The 19762-nt window shown below is 65.6% G+C and carries 16 protein-coding genes; 15 read left to right on the top strand and 1 reads right to left on the bottom strand.

Features of this window, described 5'->3' with window-relative positions; translation table 11 throughout:
- Positions 1-57 precede the first annotated feature (57 nt).
- The 7 genes from L6Q96_16675 (at position 58) to hxsB (ending at position 7030) form a co-directional block, all read left to right on the top strand.
- On the top strand, positions 58-1455 hold the full coding sequence (locus tag L6Q96_16675) for a hypothetical protein (GenBank protein MCK6556191.1): 1398 nt from the start codon (positions 58-60) through the stop codon (positions 1453-1455).
- Positions 1456-1813: 358 nt separating this feature from the next.
- Positions 1814-2437, top strand: coding sequence for a hypothetical protein (locus L6Q96_16680; GenBank protein ID MCK6556192.1), 624 nt, complete (start codon positions 1814-1816; stop codon positions 2435-2437).
- A 32-nt stretch (positions 2438-2469) separates the two neighbouring features.
- The gene (gene hxsA4, locus L6Q96_16685) at positions 2470-2859 is read left to right on the top strand and encodes a His-Xaa-Ser repeat protein HxsA4 (protein ID MCK6556193.1); all 390 of its coding nucleotides are present in this window, start codon (positions 2470-2472) and stop codon (positions 2857-2859) included.
- A gap of 47 nt (positions 2860-2906) precedes the next feature.
- Positions 2907-4565: a hypothetical protein gene (locus L6Q96_16690; GenBank protein MCK6556194.1), complete on the top strand. Its 1659-nt coding sequence runs from the start codon at positions 2907-2909 to the stop codon at positions 4563-4565.
- Between the two features lie 212 nt (positions 4566-4777).
- A complete protein-coding gene (locus L6Q96_16695) occupies positions 4778-5281 on the top strand; it encodes a hypothetical protein (protein MCK6556195.1) in 504 nt (167 codons plus the stop codon).
- Positions 5274-5513, top strand: coding sequence for an HxsD-like protein (locus L6Q96_16700; GenBank protein ID MCK6556196.1), 240 nt, complete (start codon positions 5274-5276; stop codon positions 5511-5513). Before L6Q96_16695 ends, L6Q96_16700 begins: the two co-directional genes overlap by 8 nt.
- A gap of 2 nt (positions 5514-5515) precedes the next feature.
- Entirely contained in the window at positions 5516-7030 is a 1515-nt protein-coding gene (gene hxsB / locus L6Q96_16705) for a His-Xaa-Ser system radical SAM maturase HxsB (protein MCK6556197.1), read from the top strand.
- A 19-nt stretch (positions 7031-7049) separates the two neighbouring features.
- Here the strand turns inward: hxsB and L6Q96_16710 are convergent, their stop codons facing one another.
- Positions 7050-7823, bottom strand: a complete 774-nt coding sequence (locus L6Q96_16710; protein MCK6556198.1) for a methyltransferase domain-containing protein — start codon at positions 7821-7823, stop codon at positions 7050-7052.
- A 1077-nt stretch (positions 7824-8900) separates the two neighbouring features.
- Here L6Q96_16710 and L6Q96_16715 point away from each other — a divergent pair.
- The 8 genes from L6Q96_16715 to L6Q96_16750 all read left to right on the top strand — a co-directional run bounded on the left by L6Q96_16715 (position 8901) and on the right by L6Q96_16750 (position 19751).
- Positions 8901-10622, top strand: a complete 1722-nt coding sequence (locus L6Q96_16715) for a hypothetical protein (GenBank protein MCK6556199.1) — start codon at positions 8901-8903, stop codon at positions 10620-10622.
- Between the two features lie 187 nt (positions 10623-10809).
- Positions 10810-12726, top strand: a complete 1917-nt coding sequence (locus tag L6Q96_16720; protein ID MCK6556200.1) for a hypothetical protein — start codon at positions 10810-10812, stop codon at positions 12724-12726.
- Between the two features lie 20 nt (positions 12727-12746).
- Positions 12747-14408 carry a B12-binding domain-containing radical SAM protein gene (locus L6Q96_16725; protein MCK6556201.1) on the top strand — a complete coding sequence of 554 codons (1662 nt, stop codon included), beginning with the start codon at positions 12747-12749 and terminating at the stop codon, positions 14406-14408.
- A 32-nt stretch (positions 14409-14440) separates the two neighbouring features.
- On the top strand, positions 14441-15649 hold the full coding sequence (locus tag L6Q96_16730; protein MCK6556202.1) for a glycosyltransferase family 9 protein: 1209 nt from the start codon (positions 14441-14443) through the stop codon (positions 15647-15649).
- Positions 15646-16566 (top strand): NAD-dependent epimerase/dehydratase family protein, encoded by a 921-nt coding sequence (locus L6Q96_16735; GenBank protein ID MCK6556203.1) that lies wholly within the window; start codon positions 15646-15648, stop codon positions 16564-16566. Before L6Q96_16730 ends, L6Q96_16735 begins: the two co-directional genes overlap by 4 nt.
- A 12-nt stretch (positions 16567-16578) precedes the next feature.
- A complete protein-coding gene (locus L6Q96_16740; GenBank protein ID MCK6556204.1) occupies positions 16579-17607 on the top strand; it encodes a Gfo/Idh/MocA family oxidoreductase in 1029 nt (342 codons plus the stop codon).
- The gene (locus L6Q96_16745) at positions 17594-18496 is read left to right on the top strand and encodes a hypothetical protein (GenBank protein ID MCK6556205.1); all 903 of its coding nucleotides are present in this window, start codon (positions 17594-17596) and stop codon (positions 18494-18496) included. Before L6Q96_16740 ends, L6Q96_16745 begins: the two co-directional genes overlap by 14 nt.
- Before the next feature lie 292 nt (positions 18497-18788).
- Complete coding sequence (locus L6Q96_16750) at positions 18789-19751, top strand: class I SAM-dependent methyltransferase (GenBank protein ID MCK6556206.1); 963 nt, start codon at positions 18789-18791, stop codon at positions 19749-19751.
- Positions 19752-19762 lie beyond the last annotated feature (11 nt).

Below are 19762 nucleotides of genomic sequence, written 5' to 3' on the forward strand. Positions count from 1 at the left end.
AGCAGCGGTGACATCGACCTGGTCTTCCAGCTCTCCAGCGGCGTGACCGGCTTCTCCATGACCGTTAAGGTACAGGCCGCCGTCTCTCCCGGCACCCCGAGCGCGGGTTCTTGTCCGACCGTCTTCGATCCCACCAAGACGCGAGATGTAACCGATCGCGACGTCAGCCACGTCGACCTGGGCTTCTACTACGAGAGTATACCCACACCCACACTGACCTCGACACCGACCCGGACGCCGACCGTCACGCCAGTTCCGCCAACCGATACGCCGACGGCCATCCCGACTGACACGCCGACGGCCGTGCCGACGGATACGCCGACGGCCATCCCGACTGACACGCCGACGAGTGTCCCCACCGATACTCCGACGGCACTTCCCACCGACACCCCGACTGCCGTGCCCACCGCAACGGATACGCCGACGGAGGTCCCGACGGACACGCCTACCGCTATCCCGACGGATACGCCTACCGCTATCCCGACGGATACGCCTACCGCTATCCCGACGGATACGCCGACGGCCATCCCGACTGACACGCCGACGGCCGTGCCGACGGATACGCCGACCGCTATCCCCACCGACACCCCGACGGCACTTCCCACCGACACCCCGACCGCCGTACCCACCGCAACGGATACGCCGACGGAGGTCCCGACGGATACGCCGACCACTATCCCGACGGATACGCCGACCGCTCTCCCGACGGACACGCCGACGAGTGTCCCCACCGATACTCCGACGGAACTTCCCACCGACACCCCGACCGCCGTGCCCACCGCAACGGACACGCCGACGGGTGGGCCGACCGACACTCCCACGGACACGCCGACGTCAACCGAGACGCCGACGGAAACTCCAACCGAGGAGCCGACCGCCTTGCCGACGCCGACCCCGACACCGATGGGTGTCTGCCCCGCAGTGCCGCCCCCATCCGGCTGCAAGACGGGCGCACTCGGCAAGGGAAGCTTCTTCCTGTCGGTCAAGGCCGGCGACCCGACCCGCAGTAAGATGAGGTGGAAGCTGTCGAAGGGTTCCGCCGCTACGATGCCGGAGCTCGGAGACCCGCTGACGGCCACCGTGTACCGGTTGTGTGTCTACGATGGTACCGACAGCAAGATCATGGATATGCAGATACCGGCCGGCGGCATCTGCGACGGGAAGCCCTGCTGGAAGGCCTCCAACACGGGTTTCCGATACAAGCGGCGCAGTGGCTCACCGGATGGCGTTACCGGAATGTCCGTGAAGTCAGGGGCTGCCGGCAAGACCAAGGTGAGCATCGCGGGTAAGGGCGAGAACCTGTCAATGCCGACCATGCCACTTGCACAGGCGCCGAACCCGGTCCGCGTACTGTTGCTCAACAACACGACAAACGCATGCTGGACCGCGAGCTACAGCACCCCGCCGCGGAGCAATGCGGGTGACACCCTGAAGTGGAAGGACAAGAACGACTGACGCCAAACGAGGCGCGGACAGCCGACCGGAACCACGGGCATGCGGGTTGCGAATCGCGACCCGCATGCCCGTTCAAGAACGGTAAGTACAAGACAGTGACTTGAGGATACGGACAAGCGAATGAGGCGTTCGGGGGTGCCAAGTGCAACCGCCAAACCTGACCGCGCAAGACGGCTCCGCCACCCGGTTACGGACGCTCGACGCTCGCCCCCTTCCCGCCGGCTGCACCCTAACGCAGCCGGTCACCGCTTCCCCCGTGCAACCTGGAAGCTGGTTCATCCACAAACGATTGCGGTTTCTTCATCCGGAGCCCTGTGGTAGCTGCAACTAAATTTCGAACGTTGCACGGAGGTGCGAAATGCTTTCGCGACGCGAACTGGTTAGTCGACTTGCCGCCGGGGCGGCGGTAGCCGCGGCGGCCGGCGCCGGGACGGCAGGGGTGGCGCTGGCACGCAGCCGGGGCGCCGTACCGAACGGTTCCGAGCCCGGAAACGACGAGTTCTTTTCCCTGCCGGGCGACGAGGCCGCGACCCGGCCCGAGACCGTTGCGGGCGAGCAGGCCGCCGCACCGGTGGCGGCAGCGCCGCCGCCCGAACCGCCACCGTGGGAGCTGCTGCGACCGCTGGAGCGCGGGGCCGTGGTGGCGCGGGGCTGGCGCGTGGTCGATCTGACGCCGGTGGTCAATGGCGCATTCGTGGTCAGCTTGCAGAACGCACGCGGCCGCACGCACCGGGTACACCTGTGCCGCAACGACGGCCGGCCGCAGGGTCTGGTGTTTACCGGGTGCCTCGATCTGGTGGTCATGAATGGCGGTCAGGGGGAGACGCCGACCGACGAAGGGCTGGCGCAGGCGGTGGCCGAGCTGGCCCATGTGCTGGCGGCCAATGAAGTCGACGGGCGCAACGCCGCGGTGCTGACCGCCCTGTTGTCGCAGCGCGAGAGGGAACGTCAGTTCGCAACCGCCGCGGGGCAGTTGCGCTGAGCGCGGGTGGGCGGACCTCGTAAGGAGCACACATGGGCCAGAAAAAGAACGAGCTTCCCTCCCTGCGCAAGAATCCGGTGGAGTTTCTCAGCCGCGACGAAGCGCGCCAGGCAGTCAATCCGGACGTGAATCTGGACGCCGCCGAGGCGGCCGCTGCCCTGCGCACCGAGCCGCACAACGAGAAGATGCTGCTGGCTCAGCACATGTCGCATGCGTCCCACGGCAGCCACGGGTCGCACGGCAGTCACGGCAGCCACGGCTCGCACGGCAGTCACGGCAGTCATGGCAGCCACGGCAGCCATGGTTCCCATGGCAGCCACGGCTCGCACGGCAGCCACGGCAGTCACGGCAGTCATGGCAGCCACGGCAGTCATGGCAGTCACGGATCGCACGGCAGTCACGGATCGCACGGATCGTGGTGAAAACATTCGGTCGAGCGCAGCGCCGCAGCGCTAGCGGAGGCGTGGTTATGACGCGAGTTCAGCTTCAGGGGAAAAGGTCGGCAGCGAACGACACGGCTTCGCCGGCCGAATCACGGAACATCATCGGCCGTCGCACCCGCGGGGGTACGACGAAGCTGCTCGCCACCGTGGCAGCGCTCGGGCTGCTCGGTTTCGCCTCCGGCGCTTCGGGGCTGACGCTGCACGGCGGTCCGTACTATGCCGGCTCGGGCGGCGTGACCGGCACGTGCACGGTGGCCGGCAACGCCTGCCTGACCGCGGGGGCGACCGTGACCTGTAGCGGGCTCAACGCGAGTTCGTTCCAGAACCTGTACTTCGGTATCCGCAACGACGCATTCGTAAACGGCGTCAAGGAAGTCGGCACCGCAGGCCCCGTGGCCGGCACCGACCAGTTCAAGAGCGGAACCGGGTCCATCAGCTACACCGGTACGACGACCGTGTGGGACTCGATCATCGGCGGCACCAAGGCCGTCAATACCAAGCTGGATCTCTCGGTGGGCTCGGTTACCGGCGGGACACTCACCGCGGTCGCCACCGGCGGCAACCCGGCCAATAACAGCAGCGGTGACATCGACCTGGTCTTCCAGCTCTCCAGCGGCGTGACCGGCTTCTCCATGACCGTTAAGGTACAGGCTGCCGTCTCTCCCGGCACGCCAACCGGCGGATCGTGCCCGATCGTGTTCGACCTGACAAAGACGAGAGACGGCACCGACCTCGACGTCAGCCACGTCGACCTGGGCTTCTACTACGAGTACATACCAACCCCGACCCCGACCTCCACGCCGACCAGTACCCCCACGGAGACGCCGACCGAAACCCCGACGGCGACCCCGACCGACACCCCGACGGAAACCCCGACCGTAACGGAGACACCAACCGACACCCCGACGGCAACCCCCACCGACACCCCGACCATAACCGAGACTCCGACGGAAACCCCGACACCAACGGAAACGCCGACGGAAACGGCGACGCCGTTGTACAGCTACACGCCAACTGACACCCCGACGCCGACCCCGACGCCGACCGACACCCCGACGGAAACCCCCACCGAAACGCCGACGGAAACCGCAACCGAAACCCCGACCGCGACGCCAACGCCGACCTCAACCCCCCTCGGAGTGTGCCCGGTTACGCCGCCCCCTGGTTGCAAGACGGGCGAGGTCGGCAAGGGGAGCTTGAACCTTTCGATCAAGACCGGCGACCCGACGCGCAGCAAGTTGAGATGGAAACTGTCAAAGGGTTCCGCCACCACACTGCCGGAACTCGGAGACCCCCTGACGGTTACCGCCTATCGGCTGTGCGTCTACGACGGCGCCGACAATAAGATCATGGATCTGCTGGCGCCGGCCGGCGGAATCTGCCCCGACGGCAAGCCGTGCTGGAAGGCGACCAAGACCGGCTTCAAGTACAAACGCAAGGACGGCACGCCCGACGGCATGACCAACTTCCTGGTCCAGTCCGGAGTTGCCGGCAAGAGCAAGGTCACGCTCGTCGGCAAGGGCAGCAACCTGACCGTACCGCTCATGCCGCTCACGCAGGCTCCGAACCCGGTCCGCGCTCTGCTGATCAACAGCACGACGGGTACCTGCTGGACGGCCAGTTACACCTCCCCGCCGGGGAGCAAAGCGGGCGAGACCTTGAAGTGGAAAGACAAGAACGACTGAAGCCTGCAAGGCCTCGATAGACACGACCGTCCCCCGCCACGTGAGGTGCTTGGACGCACCTCACGTGGCGGTTTCGCGTTGCCTCATTCGGAGCCCTGTGGTAGCTCCAAATCAATCTCGAACGTTTCACGGAGGTGCGAAATGCTGTCGCGACACGTGTCTGTCGCTCGGCTTGCCGTCGACCCGGTCGGCGCCAGGGACCGGAGGCTTCTGTGACCGATGCTGCACCCGTAACCCCGTCCGAGTCGCGCCTCGGTTTCGCCATCGCACCGGATCACATCGCCTTCGACGTCGACGAGAGCGTCTATCCTCTCGAGACGGTCTACGGGGCCTGTTATCTGTTCGTTGACCGCTGTTTTCTCTTCCTTTCGCGCTCACAGCCCGGCGTAATCAACGTGCGGGTCACCCCGAGGACATCCGCCACACCCGCCGAGCTCGACACGCTCGCAGGGGAAATCGCCAACGAACTGTTGTCGCAGGCCCTGCGCGCCCGCCTCGCACAGTCGACCATGCGCATACGCGAATATTACAGCGCTGCCGCACTGCGCGCCGCGACCTCGACGGCCAGCCCGTCCATCGACGAACTGCTTGCCGAACTCGAATCCGAAGAACTCGGGGACGATCCGCTCGAAATCATGGTCCCGTGGGAGGAAAAGCACGGCTCACAGGCCCAGGAGGTGGAGCCGAAGAAGGAGCCGGAGCGGAACGATGGCTGAGCAGGTCAGCTTCGATAGTTATCTGTACCTGCCCGAAGCCGTCGAGGCCGCGGCGGCGGCTTACGCCGAACACGCGGACATCGCACTAACGACAACCCCGGAAGCCGTCCTGGCAACCATTTCCGGCACCGGCGACGATGCGGACTTGCACACCCTGACGCACGCGTTCTGCAATCACGTCCTGCACGAAACCATTGCCCGCAAGCGCCGGGCAGCGGCAGAGGAGCGTTAACCGTGAACCGGCATATAGTCGCGGTCCCGCAGCGGCAAATCGCGGACGACCGCCTTGGTTACTTCCGCTGGGGCCGAATCGCCGGCAAGGTTCTGGTGACCACCGACGCCGGCGACTGGGCCTTCTTGACCGACTCCGAATTCGACGATCTGCTCGCAGGGCGAATCGCGGCGGAACATCCCCGCTTCGAGGAATTGCAAGGCAAAGGCATCCTGCGCGACGGCCTGAACCTGGACAGCTTCGCGGAGAAACTGGCCCGGCGCACCCGCCACGTCAGCCGCGGCCCCCATCTGCACATCGTCATCCTCACGCTGCGCTGCAACCAGACCTGTTCATATTGCCAGGTTTCGCGGGAGACCGCCGACACCGTGGGCGTCGATATGACGCCCGAGACGGCGGAAAAGGTCGTCGACCTGGCGCTGCAGAGTAGCTCGCCCGCAATCACGTTCGAGTTCCAGGGCGGCGAGCCACTGCTGAATTACGACGTGTTGCGGCACGTGGTCGAAGTGGCCAGAGCCCGCGGGGAACGGGCGGGTAAGTCGCTGAGTTTCAGCCTGGTCAGCAACTTCACCCACATGACCGAGGAACGCGCAGAGTGGTTGATCGCCAACGACATCCTGGTCTGCACCAGCCTCGACGGACCGCCCCGGGTCCACGATATGAACCGCAAATGGAGGCACGGCAGCGCACACACCGAAGTGGTGCGCTGGATCGATTACTTCAACCGCCGCTACATCGAACTCGGACGGGAGCCGCGCCTCTGGCACATCGACGCATTGATGACCACGACGCGCCAGACCATCGCCGCGTGGCGGGAAGTCATCGACGAGTACGTGGCGCGAGGCATGCGGACCATCCACCTGCGGCCGCTCAATCCGTCCGGCTTCGCGCGCGACACCTGGCAGACGATCGGCTACACCGCCGAGGAGTACCTCGACTTCTACCATAAGGCCCTCGACTACATCCTCGAGCTGAACCGGCAGGGCGTCGAGATCATGGAACGGACGGCCTCGATCTTTCTGACCAAGATCCTGACCTCCGACGATCCCGGCTTCGTGGACATACAATCCCCCTGCGGAGCCACCACCGGTCAGGTGGCGTACAACTTCGACGGCCGAGTCTTCCCCTGCGACGAAGCCCGTATGGTGGATGCCATGGGCGATTCGCTCTTTGAGCTCGGCCACGTCCGGGATCTGACCGTCCCGGCCATGCTGCGCCACCCGACGACGCGCGCCATCGCCGCCGCCTCGTTGCTCGATGCTCAGCCGATGTGCGCAGACTGCTGGAACAAGCCCTTCTGCGGCGTGTGTCCGCTGTACAACTTCGTCACCGAGCAGGACCTCTTCGGACAGCGCCCCCGTTCCTTCAAGTGCAAGGAGTACATGTCGGTGTCGGGCCGGCTGTTCGAGTTGCTCGCCAACGAGAACGACACCGAGACGCTGGAGATTCTGAAGCGCTGGACGATCATGCGGCCTCGACTGGCCAACGACGGACGCGCCCTCAAGGGGGCACCCTGACGAGATCGCCCGTTCCGGCTCAGGCACCACAGCGGTTGGAATCCGGGCCGGTGGGCTTGTCCGCATAGGCAATCATCCGGAAGACCCTCCCGAGCGGCCGCCCGAGCGTCTCCACCAGGCGCACGACAGCAAGAGCTGCCCCCGACACCTCCTGCCCCGGACGAGCCGGGTCATACGGGAGTAACCGCAGCGACGTCAGTTCGAATCCCGCTCGGCGCAGCATCGAAGGCAGCGAACGGTCGTCGAAGAAGCACAGATGATTGCGGCCAAAGATCTGTTCGACGGGATGACGAATGCCGCCCGCATACAGCAGTCGTGCGAGCAAGACCACGGCCGCCCGGTGGTTCGGCGTATACACGATGAGTTCTCCGCCGGGCTTGAGCCCCCGATGAACGGCGCGCAGCACGCGCAGGGGGTCGCGCAGATGCTCGATACTGTCGACCATTGCAACGACGTCGAATTCCCGGTCGGCGGCGAGATCTTCGGCGGTCGCCTGAGTCACGTTGATTCCACGGGCTCGGGCAAGGCGGACGTTGGACGGCGCATGATCGATGCCCTCGGCCTCGAAACCCAATCGTGCGGCCTCTTCCGGCAGCGCCCCCTGCCCGCTGCCTATGTCCAGGAGTCGGCGACGGTAGCCGTCCGGGCGCGGCCGCAAGTGAGTCAGCAGCCCGCGAAACAAGGCTCGCGCCGCGTCGCCGAGGAGATAGTTTCGCGCGAACTCGTCGTCGCCCGATTCGCCCGGGTACTCCGTCGGGATCTCGACGCCGGGGGCAAGGACCTTGAACCACATCGAACAGAAGCTGCAACGCATGACGCATCCCGGCACCGCGCCCGCGGCATCCATGGACCTCAGATCGTAGATCAACCGATGGCTTGTGCCGCCGCACAGAGGGCAGAAGATGTATTCCCGCTGTTGGTCCATATAACGATGCCGGTGGTGCCTTGCCGATATCCGAAATGCCGAAGGGCATTCAAGCGCTAGCGGCGCAGTGCGCGGATCTGCTATCTCCGAGACGGCCAGGAGGTCACCGGCATGCACAATCGCAGGGGCAGAGGACACGGCGGTTGCGAAGACGACTACGGTCACTGCCATGGTCACGGTCATGGGCACGGCCACGACCATGACCATGAACACGGACGCGATCGGCACTGCGACGACCATGATCGCCGCCGGTGCGACGATGGTCCCGAACGCCGCGATTGCTGCGAGTCCGGAAGGGATCGGGAACGGCGCGAGGTCGAGGCGGGTGAACGCGGGGACGGTCCCGACACGCGCTTTCTTCAGTTGGAAATGTCTCAGGTGTTGTATGCCGAGGCCGAGTCGGTCACCCGGGATGCCTTGCGGGCACTCCTCTTGGAGGCCGCGAAGGCGCGCTTGAGAGAGCGCTTCGGCAATCGGATTGCCGGGCTCGCCGAGCTTGCCGCCGACGAATTGATGGCCGACATCGTGGCCAGCCTCAATATCGAGGCGCGGATCGATCACCGGCGGCGGGAAGGCGGCCGATTGCGGGAACGCCTGTCGGACATCTTCACCGAAGGCGGCGCTTCCGGCGAGGACGACTCCCAGGAAGCGGGTGAGCCTGGGGACGACGATGCCAAAGGATCGCGGCCCCGCCGCCGGAATGACGACGAAGGCGGGAGCCACGAGGGAAATCCCTGACCTGCCAGTTGCAGACCGGCCATAAAGACCGCGTATCGAGCTCAGCGCGCGGCCGGCGTAGGTCAGCCATCATCATCCGCCGCGTTCATCGAGAAAGCCACCCCGGAGGGGTGCCCGTCCTCGCCCGTCCATTGAGATGTCGGCCACGGCGGACCGACCGCGGCATTACCGTCTCCGGCCCTGTCCAGCAATCCACCCGATGACGCTATGGGCCTGAATGCGCTCGTGAACCGGCTTTCGGTCGGCGGCGCCGGTGTGGGCGCCGCCTGGCCGGTCGCGCTCTCCGTTCTCCACGCCCTGGCCATCGTGCTGTTGGCCATTGTGCTGTTTGCCTGGTGCCGCCACGGCCGCCGCCGCGCGGTCGTCACCGCCGGGCTGCTTACGGTGTTGGCAGTCACGCTGACGTACCTGATCGCCGTCCAGGCCGAAGACATCCCCACCGAGTGGGTCACCATCCTGCACCACGGCCTCGGTCGGAAGGCCATCATGCACCTCTATGGGCGTGGCGCGCATGTGGGTGAGAACTTCGTATTCGTCCTATCGGTAGCGGCAGGATGGCACTGGCCCACACTGCACAACGTCGTGTGGTTGAATCTGCTGCTGGCGCTGGTCAATGCCACGATTTTTCTCTTCGTGGCCGGGTACGTCGCAGGGCCCGCATGGATGCTCCCCTGGACGCTCGTCTTCGCGTTGAATCCGGCGATGTTCCTGGCGGCGTTTTCGGAGTTGCCGACAAATCTGCTCGGGCTGTATTTCCTCCTCGGCGTGATCGCCTGGGCGGTAGTGACCGATCCGCTGCCGCAAGCGCGCGGCGCACGCGCGGCGGCTTACGGGCTCGTTGCGGTACTTACCATCCTGGCCGCGCTGACCCGGCCCGAAGTGGTGATCCTCGGTATCGTGGCGCTCGCGGTCGAAGCGGCATACTACTTCCTCGGCGAGGATTCATGGTCGGCGGCGTGGCACCGCCTGGGACAGAGTTGCGCGCGGGTAATCGCGTTCCTCGACGATCATCCGACGGTTGTCATCTTGCTGAGCCTGGCAGGAGTATGGTTCGCCATCGGCGGTCTGCCGTGGGGACTGGCGGGCCGCTCGGAAACGAGTGCGCTCTACCCCTTCAACCCGTCGATTCTGGCACTCTTCTTCTATCTCCCCATGCTGGCGTTGCCGATCGGTGCCAGCGTGGCCACCGCCTTCGGGTTCGTCCGCGCCACGTTGCAGTTCCGGAACTTCGCCGGACTCGCCCTGTCGCTGCTGATCCTGGTGCGGATGTACTTTGCCGGCGAGTACCATTACTACGAAATGGGACGCTACTTGAGCTACGTCATGCCGGCCATCTTCCTTCTGGGGCTGTTCGGCAAACGTGAACTCGACACGATCGTAAACCGGTACTGGCAACCGACATGGCGCCGCGTAGTCCGCGTCGGCTACCTGATGGCATGGTTCACGCTTCCCCTGCCGGGCATCGTGGCCTTCTACACTCGTCCCGAATACGATCCCGGCGGTGGGTTCGCCCAGATCCTGCTCGATCTGGACAATCAGCGTGAGGTCCGCCACCTCATGTCCTTGACCGAGAACAACCCGGACTGCGTGTTCATCGGTCGCGTGATCGAGGACCACCGCGGCGACCCCAAGGTTGAAACACGATACGCTCATGTCGTCTTCGGCAAGCCGATCCCTCAACCGGTGGTAGTGCCGGAAGGGGACATGCTCGTCGAGGAAATCGTGAGACGGTACGCCGGTGGGGCGTCGTGTGTCCGTCTGTACTACGGTGGCGACTGCAATCTGACCTTCGCCGATCGGTGCACGTCATTCGTCGACGGACACCGGCTCCTCGGCGAGTACCGATTCTGGTCGCGCCCATACAACAACCCGCTCCAATCGGGTCACACGGGAGCGGAGGTGGTGCTGGCGACCTACGCGTGGCCGTAGGACCGGCGCCGGCCCCGGCGGGGTCCGGATTCTTTAATTGAATTGACCTGCGGGGTCGCCTATTGGGGAAGCAGTGCGCACCGCGGCACGTGACTCGCTGGTTTCGGACGGGCGCGCGGCTCGACGTACGCGTCTTTCTTGGATCGCTCTGGCGTCAGGGCTGGGCGCGCTGACCGCCGTTGCCGCGGTGACGTCCATCGCGCGACAATCGCCGTTCTCCGAGTATCTTGCGCAGGCGCGGCGCTGCGTCGAGCTGAACGATTGCCCCTCGCTCGGCGGCCGCACCGGCGCGCTGCCGCTCTTCCATGGTGCCGTGTGGAACCGGCTACTGTCCTACTCCCTGCGGGCTGGAGGCGACCAGACACCAGTTCAGGACATAATCCTGGGTTCGTGGCTGCTTTCCATTCCGTTCGCTTTTTTCTTCCTTCAGCGCTACGCGGGGCTGCGCGGAGCCGCCCTGGGGCTCGGCCTGTACTTCCCGGTCGTCCTGGTCGGAACCGACATCACGAACTTCACTTACACCAACCTGCTGCCGTTGCCGTGGGTGGTGTACTTCGCCGGCATGGCGCTGCTGGTGGAATTTCGAGCTATCGTGTTTGGCGCAATTGCGTCGGTCGCTCTGGCGGCGGCCGTCAGTGCCGAGCTGGGCTCTATTGTCATGGTGCCGTTCCATCTCTTGCTGCCCGCCCTCGCCTGCCGGCGGCCCTTGCTTGCCGTGGCGGCATGCGGTTTGGCCTTCGCAATCCCGTTCAGCGTGGAGTCAACCGACGCCGCTATAGAGATCGCGCGACAGGTCCCGACGGCCCGCTTCGCCGTCGGCCTCGCACTCAGTGGCGGTGTCATAGCGCTCGCGGCACGCTTCCTTCCCCGGAGCGTGTTCTCCGCCGACACAGCGGTAACCGATCGAGTGCACACCGTTATGACGGCTGCCCTCGTCTACGCCACCGTGACGATGTTCGTCACCTGCCTGCTGCTCATGGAAGCATTCCCAGCCCCGCGTTACTTCCTGCCCGCAAGTGTCCCGTTCTTGTGCCTGATCGCCGCCCGCATGGGCGCGCTCGGCGTCCCGGCAACCATTGCCGTCGCGGCTCTGGAGAGCGCAGCCCTCGTGCTGCTGCCCGCGGCGCCACACGCAATGAAGGTACTCCAGGTCGCCGTGCTGGCAGTGGTGACGATGTATGCCGCCGGCACGATCGTCGCTCTCGTTCGCCGCGGTCGCGGCGCGAGCCCGGCGCGGTTCCTGTGGGCGCCGATCGCGATCTGTCTTTGCGCGATCGCACTGGCCGCCACCGACCGCGTCGCATTAGCCAAACGCGGCGCGCCGCAGTCCTTCACGATGGCGGAAGCGGAGCGCGTGGTGGCGAAGTTATATGGCGGCGGCCACACCTACGTCGGTCTGCTCGCCTCGCTCCACGGCCCGGCCGTCGACGAACTGATGTCGCTGCTCGCGGAGCGCGACCCGGACCTCTTCCGCGAACCCGCATCGGCACTCCGGTCCGGCGACGGGTCTTCCCTCCTGCTCCTGAAGGTGCCGAACACTGCCATCGCCCGGACCGAGGGGATCGTCGCCGCCGTACCCGTCGATGACACCACCTCCGCAATCGCGGTCAAGGCCGAACGCAGCTATTTGGACTGGCTGCGCATGCGCCGATGCGAGTGGGTGGTCGATCACGAACGGCCGACGGCGTATGTCTGTGCCGGGCCACGCATAAATCGGCCCCTCCTTCACAACTGGCCCTATGTCGAGTTCGGCGAGCCGTTCACCGTGCCTGGCGCTCGGCTACCGGATCGACTGCCGGGCTTCTCGACCGTGCGCTACGAAGTTCCCGTTCGGACCCCCGGACGTGGAGTTCCGCACATCGTCCGCACGAGCAACGAGTGGCCGGCAAGCTGGCGCATAGTGGGCGTCTCCGGCGTGGACTTCGAGGGCCCTCTGCCCGGGCCGGAGATCCGACTGCCAGACCGGCTGGCGGCGACCGGCCTATTGGAGCTGGAGTTCGTCGCCGCTTTGCCCGGCGATCTCCCCTGGGTATGGCGGCCGAACATCGTGGAGGTAACGCAGGCCAACGAGCACCTGCTCGACGGGCTGCGCTTCGGGCAATGACGCCGCAAGTAACCGCTCCGATGGCAGCAGGACCGCCGACCGGCGAGGCGAGCGGGCCCATGGATCGGGCGTCGACCGCGCGGCGTTTGCGCATCTGCCTGGTCAGGCCTCCGACACTGACCAGCGCCAGCGGCCTGGGGCAGGATGCCGTGCCGCCGCTCGGTCTGGCTTACATCGCCGGGGCATTGCGCCGCGCCGGCCACGAGGTAAGCGTCGTCGATGCCGTCGGCGAGGCGGTACACCAGTACAGCCGTGTGCGTTGGCACGAACACGCCCTGTCGCACGGCTTGCGCCCCGAGGAGATCGTCGAGCGCATCGATCGGCAGGCCGACGTCGTCGGCGTCGCCTGCATGTTTTCCGTCGAATGGCCCCTCACCGCCACCCTGATCGCTGCGATCCGCAACGCCGTGCCCGCAGCCTTCATCGTCGTCGGCGGCGAGCACGTCACCGCGTGCCCCGAGTTCACCCTCACGGACTGCCCGGCGATTGACGCCGGCGTGCTGGGGGAAGGCGAGGAAACCGTCGTCGATCTCCTTGCCGCCCACGCCGAGGGGCGGGATATTGCCGGCGTGCGTGGCATCGTCTACCGCGCGCCCGCAGGGGACCGCATCCTGAAAACCCCGCCGCGCGACCGTATCCGGGCGGTCGACGACATTGCACCGCCGGACTGGACTCTCTTCCCGATCGAGACCTACATCGACAACGCCCTCACTCACGGCGCCAACCTCGGACGCTGCATGCCCATTCTTGCCAGCCGCGGTTGTCCTTATCGCTGCACCTTCTGTTCGAGCCCGTCGATGTGGACAACGCGATGGACGGCGCGCCGGCCGTCGGCGGTAGTGGCGGAGATGAAGGACTACATCCGCCGTTACGGGATTACCAATTTCGACTTTTACGACCTGACCGCAATAGTCAACAAACGCTGGATCGTCGACTTCTGCCGTCTGCTGATTGCCGAGCGGCTCGACATCACCTGGCAACTCCCGTCCGGCACGAGGAGCGAGGCCATCGACGCGGAGGTCGCGAATCTCCTGCACGCTTCGGGGTGCCGCATCGTCACCTATGCTCCGGAAAGCGGTTCCCGCCCGGAGCTCGCCCGTATCAACAAGCGCATCGATCCGGACCGGATGATGCAGTCGATCCGCAACGCCCGGCGCGCCGGGCTCGCGATCAAGACCAGCCTGGTATTCGGGTTTCCCGGTTGGACCTGGGGCGACGTTTTCGCCAGCTTCCGCTTTCTCTTCCGCCTCGCCGTGGCCGGGGTCGACGACGTGAACGTCTTTCCCTTCTCGCCGTACCCCGGCTCGGAGATGTTTTCGTCTCTGCTTGCGAGCGGCCAGGTGCAACTGGACGCCGCGTACTTCCGCTCCCTGTTGGCTTTCAACGATCCTGTGCACAGCGTGTCGTACGCCGAAATCGCCGGTTCGCGGGCGTTGTCTCGACTGAACCTGACGGCCATGGCGTTCTTCTACGCGCTGAGTCTGGCGCTCCGGCCGCGCCGCGCGGTCCGGCTTGCCATGGCCCTCGCGACCGGCGACACCTCGACGCGATTGACCATGGCGATGGCGCATCGTCGCCGGCGGCAACTGGCCATGCGTCTCGCCCTCAGCGGCGGAGACGGAACCGTCGTGATTCCCGCCCTCGATAGACCCCGGCCGTTGGCCCATTGGCGCGCCTCATGACCCGCGCAGTATCGCCTCGGTCGACCCGCATCATGCGGCGCATCGATCAGCACCTCGGGCCGCCGCTCTGTCTCGCTCTGGGTCTCCTGCGCTCCTGCGCGGAGCGATGGCGGCCGGCACGGCATCGGGCGGCGGGCACACCGATCCGCAAGGTTCTTGTCATCAAGTTCTGGGGCATGGGCAGCATCGTCATGGCGACCCCGGCACTGCGGGCCCTGAAGAAGTCCTATCCCGATTGCCGCGTTACCTTCCTGACCTTCGCGCAGAACGAAGCGATTTGCAGGATGATCCAGGCTATCGATCGCGTGCACCCGTACGACGCCGGCAGCGTGGCTGCGTTCGTGAGGAGCTTCATCGGCCTCGTGCGTCTTCTCCGACGCGAGCGCTTCGACACGGTGATCGACATGGAGTTCTTCTCGAACTTCACGTCGATCGTCACCGCACTGTCGGGAGCGGCGCTCACCGTCGGCTTTCATACGCCGAAGTTCTGGCGCGAGCGCTTCTACACCAAACGGGTGTCGTTCGACCACTCGCGTCACGTGACGGAGATCTTCCTCAAGGCACTGCAGGCGCTCGGGGCCGACACCGACGACCTCGCCCTCGCAAAGCCGGTTCCGGACTCGCCGGCTTTGCGCACCGCATTGGACAGGGTTCTGGCCGAGCATAAAGTCGCACCGGCCGACCTGCCGATTTGTGTCAGCGTCAACGCCGGTCCCCTCGACTACAAACGGCGGTGGCCGCTGGCGTCGTACGGAGAGCTGATTCGTCGCATCGCCACGCACTACCCGGATCATCGCATCGTGCTCATCGGAGCGGCCGACGAGGCGCCGTACGTCGACGAGGTGGCCGCTCTGATACCCCCGAACCCTCGCGTAACGAACCTCTGCGGTCTGCTCGAGGTCGAACAGCTCGTGCTCCTGTTGCAGCGGTCGCAGCTTTTCATCGGGAACGACGGCGGTCCGCTGCACCTGGCGGCGGCCGTGGGTGTGCCGACCGTATCTTTCTTCGGACCCGAAACGCCGAGCCTCTACGGGCCGCGCGGTACTGCCGACACCGTGCTTTACAAGAACGTACCGTGCAGTCCGTGCCTGAACGCGTACTACTCGAAGGACAACAGCTCCTGCCGCAACAACGTGTGCATGAAGTCGATTTCCGTCGACGAAGCCTGGGCGGCGGTGCAGATGGCATTGGAGGCGCGGTCCGCGAGCCTGCCGCGGGTGCGCGCGGCGATCCGCCAATGATCGTTCTCGTCACCGGAGCATCGGGGTTCCTCGGCTCGCACGTGGCGCGTACCGCCGCCGCGCTCGGCCACACCGTGCGCTGCCTGATTCGGCCCTCCAGCGATCGCGCTCTCCTGCGCGGCGTGGACGCGAGCATGACGATCGGCGACGTGACGGACCCGCCTTCGCTGGTGGCCGCCGTGTCGAACGTCGACGCCGTTGTGCACTGCGCCGGCACAACGTCGGAGATGGCCGCCGATTTCGCACGGAGCGAACGCGCCAACGTCATCGGCACGCGGAATCTCCTGTCCGCATGCCGCCAGGGTGGGGTGGAGAGGTTCGTGTTCGTCAGCAGTCTTTCGGCCAACGAACGCAACACCGGTGCTTACGGGATGACGAAGCTCGCGGCAGAGCGGCTCGTCGAAGCCTCGGGCCTACGCTTCACCATCCTGCGGCCGAGCACGATATACGGACCGGGGGCACGGGGCTTGTTCGCGAAGATCGCCCAGCACGTTGCCCGATTCCCGGTCATCCCGCTCGTCGGCAGCGGGCAACAGAGGTTCCGGCCCGTGCACGTCGACGACGTCGCGACGGCGATCCTGCGTTGCCTCGGGTCCGACAACACGGTCGGTCGAACCTACGACCTCGGGGGACTCGATGGGGTGAGCTTCGCGCGCTTCATCGACGGCGTCGGCGAGGTGGTCGGCAAGAAACGGCCGAAGATTGGCATTCCGGTCCCCGTTTGCTTCGCGCTGGCGAGAGCCATGGCGCTGATCTCCAGGAACCCCCCGCTTACGGTCGAAAACATCATCGGCATCGTCCAGATGAACGAATGCGACATCTCCCGGGCCCAGGCGGACTTCGGGTTTTCCCCGCTGAGCTTCGCAGAGGGCATCCGGCGGCTTTGCACGGACCGCAAGGGATTCCGCACGGATTGATCGGAGGCGCCGTTGAACATCAGGGTTGCCATTGTCGGACTGGGAAAGATGGGCATCATGCACGCGGCGAATATCGGTGCCATTCCCGGCGCACAGGTCGTGGCTGTCGTCGACCCGCAGGCCTCCCTGGCACATCAGGTGCGCAGCCTCGGTCTGGCGGCTCCGTTCTTCACTTCGATCGACGACATGTTGAACCGCACGGCCGTAGACGCCGTGTTCGTTTGTACGCCCGCCGCGGCCCACCTGCCGGTCGCCCGGGTTTGTGTCGCGCACGGCAAACACGTGTTCGTCGAGAAACCGCTCGCCGACACCCTCGAGAACGCCGCCACACTGCTGGAGCTGGTCAAGGACACCGCTTTGGTCCACGCCGTCGGGTACATGAAAGGCCACTATCCTCTGTACCGGCAGATGCGCGCTCTCGTCCAGGCGGGGACTCTGGGCCGGATCCACCAGTGTCACGGCACCGTTTACCTGAGCCAGGTGTTCCGCCCGCCGAGCGGATGGGTCTTTCGCAAGGCGACCTCGGGAGGGGGCATCGTGATCAATTCGACGTCTCATCTCCTCTTCCTCCTGCACTGGATACTGGGGAAAGCCTGCGGCGTCTTCGCGCGCGGCCGCGGTATCCACTCGGACGTCGAAGATGTGGCGACGGCGATTCTCGAGTTCGAAAACGGCGTCGTCGCGTCGGTAGACACCTCCTGGTCGGTCGCCGGCTACCCGGTCGAGTACACCAGGATCGTGCTCGTCGGCGAGCGCGGTACGCTGGAGCTTACCGACGATCGGGCCCGCCTGTTCCTGACCCGGGCCGCCGACAATTTTCCGCGGGGATGGACCGAATTCCACCGGTCCGGATTCGACACCGCGCCGGTCGACCTGAGCGTCGAATACGGCGGGGAGGGTTACTACAACGAGGACCTCGACTTCCTGACCTGCTGCGCGAACGGCGACAGGCCGGCGGTTTCCTGGCACGAAGGCTTCGCCGTGCAGCAAATTATCGACGCGGTCTACCGATCCATGGACGGCGGACATGTCGCCCTCTGACGGCGCCCGCGGCTGGCAGGGACCGCCGCGAACGATCCTGAGTGCGCGCCCGTTCCTCGGGGTTTCGGGCGGTTCCAAAGAGGACGACCTCGACTGTTTGGTGCGCTTCTCGAAGCCCGCCGCAAGCGCGCACCTGCTTAACGCGGCTGCCGACTGCGGTATCGGAGCGTTCGCCCCGCTCAACGACCCGGTGCTGCTGCAGGCTCTGGCATTGGCGCGGGTCGCCTCACGGCTCGAGGTGTATCCGGTTATTCCCAACGTCATGGGCTACGTGCGCGCCGCCACCGACCACGGAATGGTCGGCGCCGGCCTGCGAGTGCTGCGCAACCTTGGCGTTGCCGATCTCTTCGGCATCGGTCTGCGCGGACTCGCCGTCTTGCGCGGCGTCCTGTCGCGCGATTTCCGCACCATCCTTTCGCTGCTCATCGACGTCGAAATGGCCGCCTTCAGGAAGTTCAGGCCGCCGGTGGTTCTGCTCCACAGCCAGATAACCGACATCGCCGTCGCCCTCGGAAACCACGAAGCGCTGGGCGTGTTTGCCGATGTGGTGCGCAAGCGTTTCGGTGCCGAGCCGGGAGTGGTAACCAACAACTTCGTCTCTCTGATGCAAGTTCTGACGCAGTGGGGTTTGGACATTCGCATCGTCGTCGCGCCTTTCAATGCGTCAGGGTTCCTGATGAAGCCCACGCCACCGGCCTGCGAATCGCTTCTGCGCACCACGGACCGGTTTATCGTGGCCGACCGCATCGCGCCCGGCGGGACCGCCACGTTGCCGCAGGCCCTCGAGTACCTGCAGCGGCTGGGCATCCGTTCCGCGGTCGTCGACGTCGCCGACACCGTAACCGTGAATACGGTCTCCAGACTAACTCATGGAACTCCACGTGCCTGAGTACTCTGGTTCATGAATTCGCCAAGGTATTCTGCATGATGCGACCCGCTCACCCCGATTTACGATTTCCGAGTTTGCGCGCACGGCGAGAAGAAACCTTCAGGCCATGGAGCGGCAGTGCCTTCCCGTTCGTCCCGAGTAGCGCCTTCTCGACGACCCGATCGCCCTGAGTAGCCGATGTCTTCTCAATCGGCGTATCGAAGGGCTCTGGCGCGTATCGAGGGACAGGCTCGGCAGGGGCGAACGGGCTGGTTGTTCGCTTTGGGTTGCGGGCGGCAACCCGTGCTGATCGATGCACTCTGATCCGGCAGGCAGCAGTGGCGCGACCCCGGAGGCTCGGATCGATCCGGACGACACGCTCGTCCGGACGCTAAACCGCGTCTACTACGATCTCGAAGCGGAGCGCTACGACGAGGCTCACCCCGAGGTCATCGAGGGCGACGCCGAGTGGTGGAGAGCGCGCGGGGCGGCGCTGCTCCGAGACCTTGCGTCCCGTTCGACGCCCGGCCGCGGCCTTCGGATACTCGATGTCGGCTGCGGGACGGGATTCGTCATGGATCTTCTCGCCGGCCATCTCGGCCCGCGCGACTTGATCGTAGGCGTGGATCAAAGCCCGGGCATGCTCCGGCGCGCCGGCGCGAAACTCGCCGCCCCGCAACTCGGCCGCTGCGTCTTCGTTCGCGGCGACGCGGCGAAGTTGCATTTCCGCGACGGCAGCTTCGACATGCTCGCGGCAAACTCGCTCTTGCACCACTGCTTCGATTACCGAGCGGTCATCCGCGAACTGGATCGCGTCCTCAAGCCCGGCGGCTATCTCGTGCTGGCGCACGAACCGAATCGGGATTTCTTTCGGTCTCCGCTGATTCGCATCGCCGCCTCGGCGTGGAAGGTCATGGGCTTCGGCATGCGCGTTCCCCGCGACACCTGCGCCGAGATCAACTCCCGGCTCCGCGGGTTTCGGCCCGTGGCCACCGACCTGTCTCCCGCCGACATTCTCCGGCTGGTCGAATTCCACTCGCCGGTCGAACAAGGGCCGATTCGTATCGACCGAGACAAGGGGTTTTCGCTGCCGCACCTTCTTGCGGAAAACCTCGCCGACTATACCGTGGTCGAGTGCAGGCAATACTCGACCTTCTACATCCGGCCCCAGATCGACACGGCTTCGGGGTTTGGCCGGGTTGCCAGGGCAGCCGCCCGCTTGCTGGCCGGCAAAGGCAACCTGTTCAGCGCCGTCTTACGTAAAGCCGCGCCCTGAACGGATTGCTG

This window comes from Candidatus Binatia bacterium, assembly GCA_023150935.1.
Taxonomy (GTDB): domain Bacteria; phylum Desulfobacterota; class Binatia; order HRBIN30; family HRBIN30; genus JAKLJW01.